The organism is Aquibium microcysteis, assembly GCF_014495845.1.
Classification (GTDB): Bacteria; Pseudomonadota; Alphaproteobacteria; order Rhizobiales; family Rhizobiaceae; genus Aquibium; species Aquibium microcysteis.
Genome location: NZ_CP061080.1, coordinates 4,571,042 through 4,583,499 on the forward strand (window position 1 = coordinate 4,571,042; position 12,458 = coordinate 4,583,499).

General features: G+C 67.0%; 15 protein-coding genes. 10 read left to right on the forward strand and 5 right to left on the reverse strand.

All coding sequences use genetic code 11. The annotated features are described in order from the left end of the window. Window positions 1-60: 60 nt before the first annotated feature. The 3 genes from IAI54_RS21415 (at window position 61) to cysK (ending at window position 2,789) form a co-directional block, all read left to right on the forward strand. Window positions 61-624: a type 1 glutamine amidotransferase domain-containing protein gene (locus tag IAI54_RS21415; protein WP_187969111.1), complete on the forward strand. Its 564-nt coding sequence runs from the start codon at window positions 61-63 to the stop codon at window positions 622-624. A gap of 114 nt (window positions 625-738) precedes the next feature. Further along, a complete protein-coding gene (locus IAI54_RS21420) occupies window positions 739-1,740 on the forward strand; it encodes a proline racemase family protein (RefSeq protein WP_187969112.1) in 1,002 nt (333 codons plus the stop codon). Between the two features lie 86 nt (window positions 1,741-1,826). Further along, window positions 1,827-2,789 carry a cysteine synthase A gene (gene cysK, locus IAI54_RS21425; RefSeq protein ID WP_187969113.1) on the forward strand — a complete coding sequence of 321 codons (963 nt, stop codon included), beginning with the start codon at window positions 1,827-1,829 and terminating at the stop codon, window positions 2,787-2,789. A 9-nt stretch (window positions 2,790-2,798) separates the two neighbouring features. Here the strand turns inward: cysK and IAI54_RS21430 are convergent, their stop codons facing one another. Together IAI54_RS21430 and IAI54_RS21435 are read right to left on the reverse strand one after the other, a co-directional pair. Further along, on the reverse strand, window positions 2,799-2,957 hold the full coding sequence (locus tag IAI54_RS21430; RefSeq protein ID WP_187969114.1) for a hypothetical protein: 159 nt from the start codon (window positions 2,955-2,957) through the stop codon (window positions 2,799-2,801). A gap of 60 nt (window positions 2,958-3,017) precedes the next feature. Further along, on the reverse strand, window positions 3,018-3,161 hold the full coding sequence (locus IAI54_RS21435) for a hypothetical protein (protein WP_187969115.1): 144 nt from the start codon (window positions 3,159-3,161) through the stop codon (window positions 3,018-3,020). Window positions 3,162-3,188: 27 nt separating this feature from the next. On the opposite strand from IAI54_RS21435, the gene IAI54_RS21440 reads away from it, so the two are divergent. The 7 genes from IAI54_RS21440 (at window position 3,189) to IAI54_RS21470 (ending at window position 9,773) form a co-directional block, all read left to right on the forward strand. Then, window positions 3,189-3,656, forward strand: coding sequence for a MaoC family dehydratase (locus IAI54_RS21440; RefSeq protein WP_187969116.1), 468 nt, complete (start codon window positions 3,189-3,191; stop codon window positions 3,654-3,656). Window positions 3,657-3,948: 292 nt separating this feature from the next. Continuing rightward, entirely contained in the window at window positions 3,949-5,199 is a 1,251-nt protein-coding gene (locus tag IAI54_RS21445; RefSeq protein WP_187973285.1) for an imelysin family protein, read from the forward strand. A 63-nt stretch (window positions 5,200-5,262) separates the two neighbouring features. Then, a complete protein-coding gene (locus IAI54_RS21450) occupies window positions 5,263-5,574 on the forward strand; it encodes a (2Fe-2S)-binding protein (RefSeq protein WP_187969117.1) in 312 nt (103 codons plus the stop codon). Then, window positions 5,540-6,025 carry a bacterioferritin gene (gene bfr / locus IAI54_RS21455; protein ID WP_187969118.1) on the forward strand — a complete coding sequence of 162 codons (486 nt, stop codon included), beginning with the start codon at window positions 5,540-5,542 and terminating at the stop codon, window positions 6,023-6,025. The genes IAI54_RS21450 and bfr overlap by 35 nt, the downstream gene beginning before the upstream one ends. A gap of 6 nt (window positions 6,026-6,031) precedes the next feature. Beyond that, window positions 6,032-7,573, forward strand: a complete 1,542-nt coding sequence (locus tag IAI54_RS21460; protein WP_187969119.1) for a di-heme oxidoreductase family protein — start codon at window positions 6,032-6,034, stop codon at window positions 7,571-7,573. After that, window positions 7,573-8,661 carry an imelysin family protein gene (locus IAI54_RS21465; protein WP_235679133.1) on the forward strand — a complete coding sequence of 363 codons (1,089 nt, stop codon included), beginning with the start codon at window positions 7,573-7,575 and terminating at the stop codon, window positions 8,659-8,661. Before IAI54_RS21460 ends, IAI54_RS21465 begins: the two co-directional genes overlap by 1 nt. A gap of 2 nt (window positions 8,662-8,663) precedes the next feature. Then, complete coding sequence (locus IAI54_RS21470; protein WP_187969120.1) at window positions 8,664-9,773, forward strand: DUF1513 domain-containing protein; 1,110 nt, start codon at window positions 8,664-8,666, stop codon at window positions 9,771-9,773. A gap of 42 nt (window positions 9,774-9,815) precedes the next feature. Here IAI54_RS21470 and phnN read toward each other — a convergent pair whose 3' ends face one another. From phnN to IAI54_RS21485, 3 genes are read right to left on the reverse strand one after another with little or no spacing between them, the layout of a single operon-like run. After that, window positions 9,816-10,430 carry a phosphonate metabolism protein/1,5-bisphosphokinase (PRPP-forming) PhnN gene (gene phnN / locus IAI54_RS21475; protein WP_235679134.1) on the reverse strand — a complete coding sequence of 205 codons (615 nt, stop codon included), beginning with the start codon at window positions 10,428-10,430 and terminating at the stop codon, window positions 9,816-9,818. Between the two features lie 17 nt (window positions 10,431-10,447). Then, a complete protein-coding gene (locus tag IAI54_RS21480) occupies window positions 10,448-11,587 on the reverse strand; it encodes an alpha-D-ribose 1-methylphosphonate 5-triphosphate diphosphatase (protein WP_187969122.1) in 1,140 nt (379 codons plus the stop codon). A gap of 1 nt (window position 11,588) precedes the next feature. Continuing rightward, window positions 11,589-12,296, reverse strand: a complete 708-nt coding sequence (locus IAI54_RS21485; protein ID WP_187969123.1) for a DUF1045 domain-containing protein — start codon at window positions 12,294-12,296, stop codon at window positions 11,589-11,591. Window positions 12,297-12,458 lie beyond the last annotated feature (162 nt).

A 12,458-nucleotide genomic window follows, 5' to 3' on the forward strand; every position in this document is an offset into this window, starting at 1 on the left:
CGGGCGAACCAAACCTGTCGTTCGACGTTGCGGTGGCTCATTCCCAACAAGGAGACCGTCATGCCCGCCATCGCACAATCCCGTATCGCCATCCTCGCCACCCACGGCTTCGAGCAGTCCGAACTCGAAGTGCCGTTGCAGAAGCTGCGCGAGAACGGCGCGACCGTCGACGTGATTTCGCTCGAGGCCGGAGAGATCAAGGGCTGGGACGAGAAGGACTGGGGCGCAGCCGTGGCCGTCGATCGCGTGCTCGCCGATACGATGCCGGCGGACTATGACGCGCTCGTCCTGCCGGGCGGCCAGATCAACCCCGATCTGCTGCGCGTCGAGAAGGATGCCATCGACTTCATCAAGAGCTTCGACGGCGCAGGCAAGCCGATCGCCGCGATCTGCCACGCGCCCTGGCTGCTCGTCGAGGCGGGCCTGCTGGAGGGCCGCCGCGCCACCTCCTACCCTTCGATCCGGACGGACGTGATCAACGCCGGCGCGACATGGACCGATGAGAGCGTGGTCCGCGACGGGCACATCGTCACGTCGCGCAACCCGGGCGATCTCGATGCCTTCGTGGCGGCCATCGTCGAGATGGTGGAAGACGGGGCATCCACACGCCAGGCGGCGGAATAGGGGCGATCCGCGAGCGCGGCAGCCGTCCGTCCGTCTTCGCAGTCTATGGACTTCGAGACGGACGGTTGACACCGTCCGTCCGGCCCGCTCCACTCGGCTTGGGAGGGAGGGGCCATGGAAACGTTCGAAGTCGTCGACATGCACACCGGCGGCGAACCGGTCCGGATCGTCGTGTCCGGCTATCCGGATCTGCCGAGCGGCGGCATCCTGGAAAAGCGGGCCTACGTCCGCGACCACCTCGACCATCTGCGTCGCATGCTGATGTTCGAGCCGCGCGGCCATTCCGACATGTACGGCGCGCTGCTCGTCGAGCCGAACCTCCCCGGCGCCGACATCGCCGTGCTCTTCATGCACAACGAAGGGTATTCCACGATGTGCGGCCACGCCGTCATCGCACTCGGGCGGTATGCGGTCGACCAGGGGCTGGTCTCGGCGAAGGAGCCGATGACGACCGTCAACATCGAATGCCCCTGCGGGATGGTGGTGGCGACGGTCGAGGTGCTGGACGGCAAGGCAGGGGCGGTGTCGTTCGAGAGCGTGCCCTCCTTCCTCTTCGCCGCCGACCGGACCGTGCAGGTGCCGGGCTTCGGCGCCATCCGCTTCGACGTCGCCTATGGCGGTGCCTTCTACGCGCTGGCCGATGCGGCGCAGTTCGGCCTCGTCTTCGGCCGGAGTCCCGCCCGGGCCTTCGTGGACGCCGCCACCGCGCTGACCGGGGCGGTCTCTCGGTCGGTGCCGCTGTCCCATCCCGACAGTCCCGATCTGGCGTTTCTCTATGGCTCGATCCTCACCGACGGCGGCGACGGGGCAGGCGGCGTCGCGACCCGCAACGTCTGCGTCTTCGCCGACGCGCAGGTCGACCGGTCGCCGACGGGGTCGGGCGTGACCGCGCGGCTCGCCGCCATGCATGCGAGGGGTGGGGTCGCCCTCGGCGAGGCCCGCCTGTTCGAATCCATCGTCGGTTCCCGCTTCACGGGAGCGGTCGAACGCACCACGCACGCCGGCGACCATGCCGCGATCGTCGCACGTGTCTCGGGCCGGTCCCACTATTCCGGGAAGTCGAGCTTCGTGGTCGAGGAGGACGACGAACTGGGCCGGGGCTTTCTCGTCGTCTGACGCATCGCAAGCGCAAAGCGGCGGTCCTATATGCGCCGACAAGGACGTGAACTCCCGCCTGCGGGCGGATCGAAGGGAGAGAATTGATGAGCGAGAAGAAACCCGGCCGCGGCCGCGTCTACGACTCCATCGTGGAGACCATCGGCGACACGCCGATCGTTCGCCTCGACAAGTTCGCCAGGGAGAAGGGCATCGTTGCCCACCTTCTGGCCAAGCTCGAGTTCTTCAATCCGATCGCCAGCGTCAAGGATCGCATCGGCGTCGCCATGATCGCGGCGATGGAAGCGGACGGGCGCATACGACCGGGCGAGACGACACTCGTCGAGCCGACGTCGGGCAACACCGGGATCGCCCTTGCCTTCGCCGCCGCGGCCAAAGGCTATCGCCTCATCCTCACCATGCCGGAAACCATGTCGGTCGAGCGCCGCAAGATGCTGGCGCTGCTCGGTGCCGAACTGGTGCTGACGGAAGGTGCCAAGGGGATGAAGGGCGCCATCGCCAAGGCCGAGGAACTGGTTGCGACCATTCCCGGCGCCGTCATTCCGCAGCAGTTCGAGAACCCGGCCAATCCGGACATTCACCGCCGCACCACGGCGGAGGAGATCTGGAACGACACCGCGGGTACCGTCGACATCTTCGTCTCCGGCATCGGCACGGGCGGCACCATCACCGGCGTCGGGCAGGTCCTGAAGCAGCGCAAGCCCGGACTGCAGGTCGTGGCGGTGGAGCCCGAAGCTTCGCCGGTGCTTTCAGGCGGCCAGCCGGGGCCGCACAAGATCCAGGGGATCGGCGCGGGTTTCGCACCGAAGATTCTCGACACGTCGGTCTACGACGAGGTCGTGGCTGTTTCCAACGAGGATGCTTTCGCCAATGCGCGCCTTCTGGCGAGGCTGGAAGGCGTTCCGGTCGGCATCTCGTCGGGTGCGGCGCTTCAGGCAGCCACCGTGGTCGGCTCTCGTCCCGAGAATGCGGGCAAGACGATCGTCGTGATCATTCCGTCGTTCGCCGAACGTTATCTGTCGACGGCGCTTTTCGATGGCCTCGGCTGAGAGCGGCCGCTAGTTGAAGGTGATGCGCGCGCCGGTGGAGACCACGTCGCGCTGGCGCGCGCAGGCCGGTCCCGGCCCGCGCATGTAGTGCCGCTCCGGCCTGTAGCGTGGTGCGAAAAAGTCGCGGATTGCCGCAGCGCAACCGATGATGCTGCTCCAGAACGCCATGATACCGATTCCCGTCCTTCGGACTGTCCCTTCCGAATGGTTGCGTACGATATCAGACCTTCATGAATGCTCGGTGAATTTCTTCACGCCGCGCGTCGGAGAGCATCGCATGGTTTCCGGTTCGTAAACGCCACCGCGCTGCTTCGGCATCGCTTCCCTGGCGGCGTTGATCGCCGTATGAATGCGTCCGTTGCAGTGCAGCATGCACCACACCCGAAGGAAGGCGAGAAGATGGCGGAACCGGTCAACCCCCTGGAGAAACTCGCTGGTCAGGTCGGGAACGAAATCGGCGTTTCCTCCTGGATCACCGTCGACCAGGCGATGATCGATCAGTTCGCAGCCACCACGCGCGATCATCAGTGGATCCACGTCGATGTGGAGCGTGCCCGCCGCGAGAGCCCCTTTGGTGCCACGGTCGCCCACGGCTACCTGACGCTGTCGCTCGTCGCGGTCATGAGCTACGACATCGGTGCCGTTCCCGGCGATGTCGGCGTGACACTCAATTACGGCCTCGACAAGGTTCGTTTCCTGTCTCCCGTGAAGGCCGGCAGCCGCGTGCGCATGCGCAGCACGTTGGTGTCGTTGGAAGCCAAGGCGCCGGGGCAATACCTGATGAAGTGCTCCAACATCGTCGAAATCGAGAACGAGCCGCGCCCCGCCCTGATCGCGGAAACCCTGGCACTCCTCATCGTCGCCTGACGAAGCACAATGGCGGTCTCGTCGATGGTGCGGCAGCGCGCCGCGCCATCTCGGAATCCGAGAGAAAACATGACCTTGTCCATCAAGTCCACTTTAGAACAGTTCTAAAACATTGATCTAAAAGGACTTTTCCTCCGCGGTCTGTTGACAGCGGTCTCTCCCGGAGTCTTTATGGGGCGAGACTGGGGTTGCGCCGACCGCGCAGGGCTTCGTGTTTTGGCTGCGCTTCCTGCCCCGGAACCGACTTGCGAGGAACTGGACAGTGCCGGGAAAGATCATCCGAACCAACGCTATGCTGCTCGCCATCGGCGCCGTCTTCCTGGGCACGGCGGCGCGCGCGCAAACCGATCCGGCGGCGGTTCTCGCCACCTATTCCGACATCGCTCTCGCCAAGTACGAGGACGCGCTCGCCACGGCGAAGGCGCTCGACGCGGCCGTCGAGGCGTTCCTGGCTGCACCTTCAGAGGCGACGCTCGCCACGGCGAGAGCTGCCTGGAAGGAGGCGCGCATCCCCTACCAGCAGACCGAGGCCTATCGCTTCGGGAATCCGATCGTCGACGACTGGGAGGGCCGCGTGAATGCGTGGCCGCTCGACGAGGGTTTGATCGACTACGTCGATGCGAGCTACGGCAGCGAGTCCGACGACAACACGCTCTACACCGCCAACGTCATCGCCAACCCCGCCATCGAGATCAACGGCAGCACGGTCGACGCATCGGCGATCACACCGGCCTTCCTGGCGGAGACGCTCCAGGAGGCCGGCGGCATCGAGGCGAACGTCGCGACCGGGTATCACGCGATCGAGTTCCTGCTCTGGGGGCAGGACCTCAACGGCACCGGACCCGGTGCCGGCGACCGCCCCTTCACCGACTTTGACGCGGCCAACTGCACCGGCGGCAACTGCGACCGGCGTGCGGAATATCTCGGCGCGGCGACCGACCTCCTCGTCGCCGACCTGGAGGAGATGGTCGGCAACTGGCGTGCGGGTGGCGCGGCTCGCGCGAACCTGCTCGAGGGGGAGCCCAGAGCCGGTCTCGCTGCCATCCTCACCGGGCTCGGCTCGCTCTCCTACGGAGAACTGGCAGGCGAGCGGATGAAGCTCGGGCTGCTCCTGCACGATCCCGAGGAGGAGCACGACTGTTTCTCCGACAACACCCACGTCTCGCACCTGTACGATGCCGTCGGCATCCGCAACGTCTATCACGGCAGCTACACCCGGATCGACGGTTCCGTCGTCGAGGGCCCCTCGATTGCGGACCTCGTGAAGGAGGCCGATCCGGCGCTCGATGCGGAGCTTTCCGCCAAGCTCGACGCCACCGTGGCTGCGATGGAGGCGATGGCCGCACGTGTCGAGGCCGGCGAAGCCTATGACCAGATGATCGGGGAGGGGAACGCGGCGGGCAACGCAGCCGTCCAGGCCGGGATCGACGGCCTCATCGATCAGACGCGCTCGATCGAGCGGGCGGTCGCGGCGCTGAAGCTCGACGCCGTCGAATTCGAAGGGTCGGACAGCCTCGACAATCCGAATGCTGTCTTCCAGTGAGCGCGGGTCGACCCCGCATCCAGCCAATGGCCTGACGGGCCACCAGCCGGGACGAAGTGTGACATGCTTGTCTGCCAGTGCAACATGATCAAGCAGAGCGAGATCGAGCGGACCATCGTCGACCTGCTCGATGCCGACCCGTGGCAGCTCATCGTGCCTGCGAAGGTTTACCACGCCCTCTCCAAGCGAGGTCGCTGTTGCGGCTGTTTCCCAAATGTGGTGGAAACGATCATCCGGGTCACCGAGGAGTACCACGCGCGTTCGGAGGCGAGCGCCGTGGAGATCGTTTCACACCTGGACCGCGTGCGCAGTCTGCGCGGTCAATATGGGAGCAGGCGCCATGAAGGGCGAACCACAAGTCATCGAGCGGCTTAACGAGGCTCTCTTCCTGGAGCTCGGCGCCGTCAACCAGTACTGGCTCCACTATCGTCTTCTCGACGACTGGGGTTATGCCAAGCTCGCCAAGAAGGAGCGCGAGGAGTCGATCGAGGAGATGCATCACGCCGACAAGATCATCGAGCGGATCATCTTCCTGGAAGGGCACCCGAACCTGCAGTCGATCGGTGCGCTGCGGATCGGCGAGAACGTCAAGGAAGTGCTCGAGGCGGATCTGGCCGGCGAGTACGATGCGCGCACCTCCTACAAGAAGTCGCGCGAGATCTGCCATCAGGTCGGAGACTACGTCACCATGCAGCTCTTCGAAGAGCTCCTGAAGGACGAGGAAGGCCACATCGATTTCCTCGAAACGCAGCTCGAACTCATGAAGTCGATCGGCGAGGAGAAGTATGGTCTCCTGAACGCCGCCTCGGCGGACGGCGACGACTGAGACGCGATGCGCATGCGGCCCTCGCGTCTGGCGCTCCGCATGCGCGCCCCGGTGACGATCTCGACGGTGCTCGTCGCATGCGCGGTCGCCGGGGCATCCGGCTTGCCGACCGCGCGCGACGACCTGTCGCCGGCCGAGCGGGATCGCGTCGCGTCCGTGACGGCGCCCGCCGTCGATTTCTCGAAGCCGGAGGCGTTCGAGGTCATGCAGGGCGGCGCGAGCACGTCGCGAAAGCTCGTCAATCAGGACGCCTTCTCGAACTTCTCCGCCAATCTCAGTTTCGAGCAGGAAGAGACCTTCAAGCTCGGCAACGCGCTGTTTCGCAAGCTCTGGGTCTCGTCGCCCTCCTCCACGCAGGCGTCCGACGGGCTCGGCCCCCTCTTCAACGCGCGGGCCTGCCAGAGCTGCCACCTGAAGGACGGCCGCGGCCACCCGCCCGAGGGCGCCGCCGACGCGACGTCGATGTTCCTGCGCCTGTCACGTGCGCCGCGGACGCCGCAGGAACAGGAACTCATCAGGTCGAAGGCGATCCTCAACCTGCCCGATCCCATCTATGGCGGCCAGCTGCAGGATCTCGCCGTCCCCGGCATGAAGGCCGAAGGCCGCATGGCCATCGACTATGAGGATTTCACCATCGCCCTCGGCGATGGCACGGAGGTCCCGATGCGGCGTCCGTCCTACTCCGTCACCGACCTGGCCTACGGACCTCTGGACGTGACCACCACCCTGTCGCCCCGGGTGACCCCGGCGATGATCGGACTTGGCCTGATCGAGCAGATCCACCCCGCCGACATCCTGGCGCGCGCCGATCCCGACGACGCGAATGGCGACGGCATATCCGGCCGCGCCAGCATCGTGCGCGATCCGGCGACCGGCGAACTCGTGCTCGGGCGCTTCGGCTGGAAGGCACAGAACCCCACGATCCGCGCGCAGTCCGCGGGTGCCTTTTCGGGCGACATCGGTATTTCCAATCCGGACCATCCCGACAACTGGGGTGACTGCACCGATGTGCAGGCCGATTGTCGCACCGCCCCGCATGGCGCGCAGTCGCGGCTGGGCGAGACGGAAGCCCCCGACCCCGTGCTCGATCTCGTCACCTTCTATTCGCAGCATTTGGCCGTGCCCGCCCGGCGCGACGTCGATGATCCGCAGGTCCTGCGCGGCAAGGAGATTTTCCATTCCATCGGCTGCGCCGCCTGCCACACGCCCAAATACGTGACCCGCAAGGACGCGCCCGACAAGACGCTCGCCTTCCAGCTGATATGGCCCTATTCGGACCTCCTGCTCCACGATCTCGGGCCGGGGATGGCCGACTGGCAGCCGGTGGGGGATGCGCGCGGCGGCGAATGGCGCACGCAGCCGCTCTGGGGGATCGGCCTGACGCAGACGGTCAGCGGGCACACCTTCTTCCTCCATGACGGTCGCGCGCGAAATCTCGTGGAGGCCATCCTCTGGCATGGCGGCGAGGCCGAAGCCGTGACGGAGGGGTTCAAGGCCCTTCCGAAAGCCGACCGCGACGCACTGGTCCGCTTCCTGGAATCGCTGTGATGGTCCTGCGACGCCTGATCCTCGCCGCCGCCTGCCTGGCGCAACCGGTCGCCGTCGTCCCGGCCGGCGCCATCGAACCGCCCGGTGCCGCGGCGATGGTGCAGGATGCGATCGAAGGCTACATCCGGCCGGCCTATGCGTCGTTCGCATCGACTGCCGGCGTCCTTGGCGGCGCCGTCGACGCTCTGTGTCGCGAGCCCTCTCCGACGCATCTCGGGATGGCCCGCAGCGCGTTCGGCGCGATCGTCGATGCCTGGTCGCGCGTCGAGCTCGTGCGGTTCGGGCCGGTGATGGACGACAACCGCCTGGAACGGATCTTGTACTGGCCGGACCGGCGCTCGACCGGTCTGAAGCAGGTGCAGGCGATTCTCGCGGACAGGGATGCTGGCGCCGTCGTGCCGGAATCGCTCGCCGGCAAGAGTGTGGCCGTGCAGGGACTGGGTGCGCTGGAATTCGTGCTGTTCGGCACCGGCAGCGACGATCTGGCGACCGCAGCCGGCTTCCGCTGCGCCTATGGGGCCGCGATTTCCGCCAATCTCGGGTCGATCGCAGCCCGGCTCGACACGGCCTGGTCGACGGGCGAGGCCGCCGCCGGCCTCTGGGCGGCGCCGGGCCCGGACAACCCGCTCTACCGCGACGGCGGGGAAGCCCTGGGCGAATTGCTGGATACGATGATCCACGGACTCGAACTCGTCCGCGACGTCCGCATCGACGGTTTCATGGGCGACGCGGCTTCCGGCGACAAGCCGAAGCAGGCGCTGTTCTGGCGCTCGGAAGAGACCATCGCCGCTCTCCGCGGCAACCTGGCATCGATCGCCGGGCTGCTGGAGGCCTCGGACATGACCGCCAGCCTGCCCGAGGATCGCCGCTGGATCGTCGGCTCCGCGCGGTTCGAACTCGCCAATGCCGACCGCGCTCTGTCCGGGCTCGAGGGACTGCCGATCGGCGATATCCTCGCAGACCCCGACCGGCGCGCAAGGCTCGACTACGCCCGGCTCGTCACCACGAGCCTGTCCGACGTGATCGGCCGCCAGCTGAGCGGCGAGTTCGGCCTGACCGTGGGCTTCTCGTCGCTCGACGGAGACTGAGGATGCGATCCGGCCGGGCTATATCGGTCGTCGACCGACGTGTCTTCCTGAAGGCCGCGGGGGCTGCGTTCCTGGCCGGCCTGGCGCCGGACGCCGCCGCGGCCATGCTTGCCGCCGACGCCGTCTTCGCCACCGCCTATGTCGACCGGGAGGGAAGCTACGGCATCGCCCTTCTCTCGGAAGAGGGGCATCTCGTCCACACCCAGCCGCTGCCGGATCGGGGTCACGACGTCGCCTTCGATCCCCTGACCGGTCGTGCCGTGGCATTCGCACGCCGCCCGGGCACGTTCGCGGTCGTCTTCGACCGGACCGGCATGACCGCGCCATCGACCATCGCGGCCGCGCCAGGGCGCCACTTCTTCGGTCACGGCGTCTTCTCGCCGGACGGCCGGCTTCTCTATGCGACGGAGAACGACATCGACGCCGCCGCCGGTCTGATTGGCGTCTACGATGCGACCGCCGGCTTTGCCCGCATCGGCGAGTTCCAGACCCACGGCATGGACCCGCACGAACTCCTGCTGATGCCGGACGGCCGAACCCTGGCCGTTGCCAATGGCGGCATCGAGACCCATCCGGACTTCGGCCGCGCCAAGCTCAACCTCTCCACCATGAAGCCATCGCTCGTCTTTCTCGACCGTCACACCGGGTCGCTGGTCGAAAGCCACGAACTGGCGCCCGCCCTTCACCAGCTTTCGATCCGCCACATGGATCTCGATGCCCGTGGCCGCGTCTGGTTCGGCTGCCAGTATGAGGGACCCGCGCTGGATCGCCCGTCGCTCGTGGGTCGCGTGCAGCCCGGAAGCGGGATTGCGCTGCTCGACATGCCGGACGACGTGCTCGCGGGTTTGCGAAACTACGTCGGCTCCGTCGCGGCAAATCCGGCGGCAGGGACGGTCGCGGTCTCGTCTCCGCAGGGAAACCGGCTGGCCGTCATCGATACGGAGACGGGGATGCTCGTCGGGGACCTGGTGCTGACGGAAGTCTGCGGTCTCGCCGCCGATCGCGACGGCTATTTCGCCACGACGGGCGAGGGGCGCATCGTCCCTGCCTCGGGCGAGGACGCGACGCTGCCCGGCTATGTCTGGGACAACCACATTCTCAGGATCGGCTGATGCCGGCGCCGGGGGCGGCGAGCCTTCGGGCCATCCGCGCCATCAAGGGTCGACGGCAGAGGCCGCCATCGCGCCGGCCGTCCGGATCGCCGCGACAAGGGCGTCGCCGGCGTCTTCCACCAGCCCGTCATTGACGATCGAAACGACGGCGCCGCCGAGCCCGTCGGCAGATGCCGAGGCCCGGGCGAGCCGGGCCGAAACCTCTTCGGCGTTTTCGCGGCCGCGCGCCGCGAGCCGCTTCGCCAGCGTCTGCGGGCTGGCGGCGATGGCCACGACGCAGACATGCCTGTAGCGCGCCCTGACCGCGTCGAGGGCGGACCGGGAGAGATTGGCAACGACCGTATCGCCCGCCGCGATGTGGCGATTCACGCTCTCCGGCAACCCGTACCGGAGACCGTGCGCCTGCCACGACAGCGCGAATGCCCCGTCCGCCAGCGCGCACTCGAAAGCGTCCGGCGAAAGCGTGTCATGATCTTCGGTCGATCCGTCCGCCGGCCGCGTGATCACGCGCCGCACGAAATGCACGGGAGTCCCATCGCAAGTGTCAAGCCGGGCCCTGGCATAGGCAAGCAGGGTATCCTTGCCGACGCCGCTCGGCCCCACCACGGCCACGAACGCTCCCTGGCACTCGCGCCGGTCGACCTGGCGCGACGACATCTCCCGCTCGGGTCCCATCAGGCGACGCGGCGGCCTTCGCGCCAGACCGAGCGCACGACGGGAATGTGCTCGTCCACCCGGACGCGGACGAGATCGGCGCGCTTTCCCGGCGCGATCTCGCCGCGATCGGTGAGCCCGGTCGCCGCGGCCGGATTCTTCGACACCATCGCCACGGCCTGGGGCAGCGAGACGGAGTCGACGACGTCGCCGAGGAAGAACGCCGACTGGATCAGACTGTAGGGGATGTAGTCGGACGACAGGATGTCGAGGCAGCCGTGTTCGGCGAGTTCCCGCGCCGACACGTTGCCCGAGTGCGACCCGCCGCGCACGACGTTCGGCGCGCCCATCAGGACGCCCATGCCCGCATCCTTGGATGCCGCCGCGGCGGCCAGCGTGGTCGGAAACTCCGCCACCTTGATTCCCTGTTCGACCGCCTCTTCAACATGCGCGGTAGTCGCGTCGTCATGGCTTGCCAGCACGATCCCGCGATCCTGGCACGCCCTCGCGATCGCGACGCGATTGCTCCGGGAGTTGCGGTCCGACTGCGCCATGCGCTTCTCGCAGAAGCGGATGAACTCTTCATCCGTAAGTTTAAGCTTACGTTGATAATAGTAGGAGTAGGTCTCGAGGTTGACGAACTGGCGCTGGCCGGGCGCATGGTCCATCAGGGATGCGAGCCGCACGCGCGCGTCGCCGTCGAAATGCGCGAAGCCTTCGAGACAGTCGTCGGCCGAGACCTCGCAGCGCAGGTGGATGAAGTGATCGGCCCGCAGCCTGTCGTTGGCGACACCGTCCTCGATCGCGTCGGCGAGCCTGCGCATGTCCTGGGCCGTGATGTCCGGGTCCTCGTCCATGCCGACCCGCAGAGCGTCGAAGACGGTGGTGATACCCGAGGTCGCCACCTGTGCATCATGCGCCAGCACGGCTGCCAGCGGGTTCCAGCGAACTTTCGGACGCGGCGCGTAGTGACCCTCCAGATGGTCCGTATGCAGTTCGACGAGCCCGGGAATCAGGTAGTCGCCGCCGAAGTCTTCTCCGACCCGAACGACCCCGTGCGAAATGTCGGCGATCAGTCCGTCCCGGACGGCGACCGTACCCTCGACGATCTCGTCGGCCAGCACGATTCGGGCGTTGGTGAGGATCAGTTCCGTCGGCATGTCATGCGGTCTTTCGTTTCGGCAGCCGGCCGAGCGCGCGGTGCGCCAGGACGGTGAAGGGCGCGCCGGGCTCCGGCTCGGCGAAGAGGGCGATCGAATCGACGATCAGCGGCCCGTCGAGCAGAGACCCGAAATAGGATTCGATCGACCCGCGGAATCGTTGCGACTCCGCCGCCGGCACCTGACCCGACAGGGTCATGTGGAAGCGAAAAGCCTCGAACACGTAGGGATAGCCCCACTGGTGCAGATACTTCAACTGGGCGGGCGTCAGTTTCTCGGGGTTGCGGCGCGCGATGTCGGCCTCCGACATCGGCGCGCGAAACCGGTCGAAGGCGACGACGATGTCGCTCGCGAGGCCATCCAGCGCCTCGCTTCGCTGGGCAGGCGTCAGCGCGAAGAACCTGTCGATCTGCGACAGCCGGATCGCGGGCAGCGCCACGGGAGAGAGAGCTTCGGCGAAGGCGTCGAAGGCGCCGAGGAGGCTGCCTTCCGTCTCGCTGGGCGCGAGTTCGAAGGGCGCCTTCAGCGTCGCGTGGAACCCGTAGCGGCGAGCCGACGCCGTGAAATAGGCGAGCTCCTCCCGCGTCAGGCCGGGGACGTCCGGGCGCGTGACGGCTTCGCCCGTGAAGGCGTCGCGCCCGAGCCAGCGCGAAGCCGCCATCGTCAGCGGATCGCCGTGAGGCGGCGTGAAATAAATGGCGTATCGCATGGGATCATCCTCGCCGGAGGCGATGGCATAGGTGATTTTCGTGACAGAATGACGAAGACGGGCAGCATTTGCATAGCACATCAGGCGCTGCGCGTCATGGCTGCCCGCCGTTCCGGGCTGGTCGAAAACGGACATCGCGTCGACCTGCCCCCCTTGCCAGCG

What these genes read in the sequence shown, in the direction of transcription:
- IAI54_RS21415 (WP_187969111.1), top strand. Translation starts at nt 61, where the DNA reads ATGCCCGCCATCGCACAATCCCGTATCGCCATCCTCGCCACCCACGGC.
- IAI54_RS21420 (WP_187969112.1), top strand. Translation starts at nt 739, where the DNA reads ATGGAAACGTTCGAAGTCGTCGACATGCACACCGGCGGCGAACCGGTC.
- cysK (WP_187969113.1), top strand. Translation starts at nt 1,827, where the DNA reads ATGAGCGAGAAGAAACCCGGCCGCGGCCGCGTCTACGACTCCATCGTG.
- IAI54_RS21430 (WP_187969114.1), bottom strand. Translation starts at nt 2,957, where the DNA reads ATGGCGTTCTGGAGCAGCATCATCGGTTGCGCTGCGGCAATCCGCGAC.
- IAI54_RS21435 (WP_187969115.1), bottom strand. Translation starts at nt 3,161, where the DNA reads ATGCTGCACTGCAACGGACGCATTCATACGGCGATCAACGCCGCCAGG.
- IAI54_RS21440 (WP_187969116.1), top strand. Translation starts at nt 3,189, where the DNA reads ATGGCGGAACCGGTCAACCCCCTGGAGAAACTCGCTGGTCAGGTCGGG.
- IAI54_RS21445 (WP_187973285.1), top strand. Translation starts at nt 3,949, where the DNA reads ATGCTGCTCGCCATCGGCGCCGTCTTCCTGGGCACGGCGGCGCGCGCG.
- IAI54_RS21450 (WP_187969117.1), top strand. Translation starts at nt 5,263, where the DNA reads ATGCTTGTCTGCCAGTGCAACATGATCAAGCAGAGCGAGATCGAGCGG.
- bfr (WP_187969118.1), top strand. Translation starts at nt 5,540, where the DNA reads ATGAAGGGCGAACCACAAGTCATCGAGCGGCTTAACGAGGCTCTCTTC.
- IAI54_RS21460 (WP_187969119.1), top strand. Translation starts at nt 6,032, where the DNA reads ATGCGCATGCGGCCCTCGCGTCTGGCGCTCCGCATGCGCGCCCCGGTG.
- IAI54_RS21465 (WP_235679133.1), top strand. Translation starts at nt 7,573, where the DNA reads ATGGTCCTGCGACGCCTGATCCTCGCCGCCGCCTGCCTGGCGCAACCG.
- IAI54_RS21470 (WP_187969120.1), top strand. Translation starts at nt 8,664, where the DNA reads ATGCGATCCGGCCGGGCTATATCGGTCGTCGACCGACGTGTCTTCCTG.
- phnN (WP_235679134.1), bottom strand. Translation starts at nt 10,430, where the DNA reads ATGTCGTCGCGCCAGGTCGACCGGCGCGAGTGCCAGGGAGCGTTCGTG.
- IAI54_RS21480 (WP_187969122.1), bottom strand. Translation starts at nt 11,587, where the DNA reads ATGCCGACGGAACTGATCCTCACCAACGCCCGAATCGTGCTGGCCGAC.
- IAI54_RS21485 (WP_187969123.1), bottom strand. Translation starts at nt 12,296, where the DNA reads ATGCGATACGCCATTTATTTCACGCCGCCTCACGGCGATCCGCTGACG.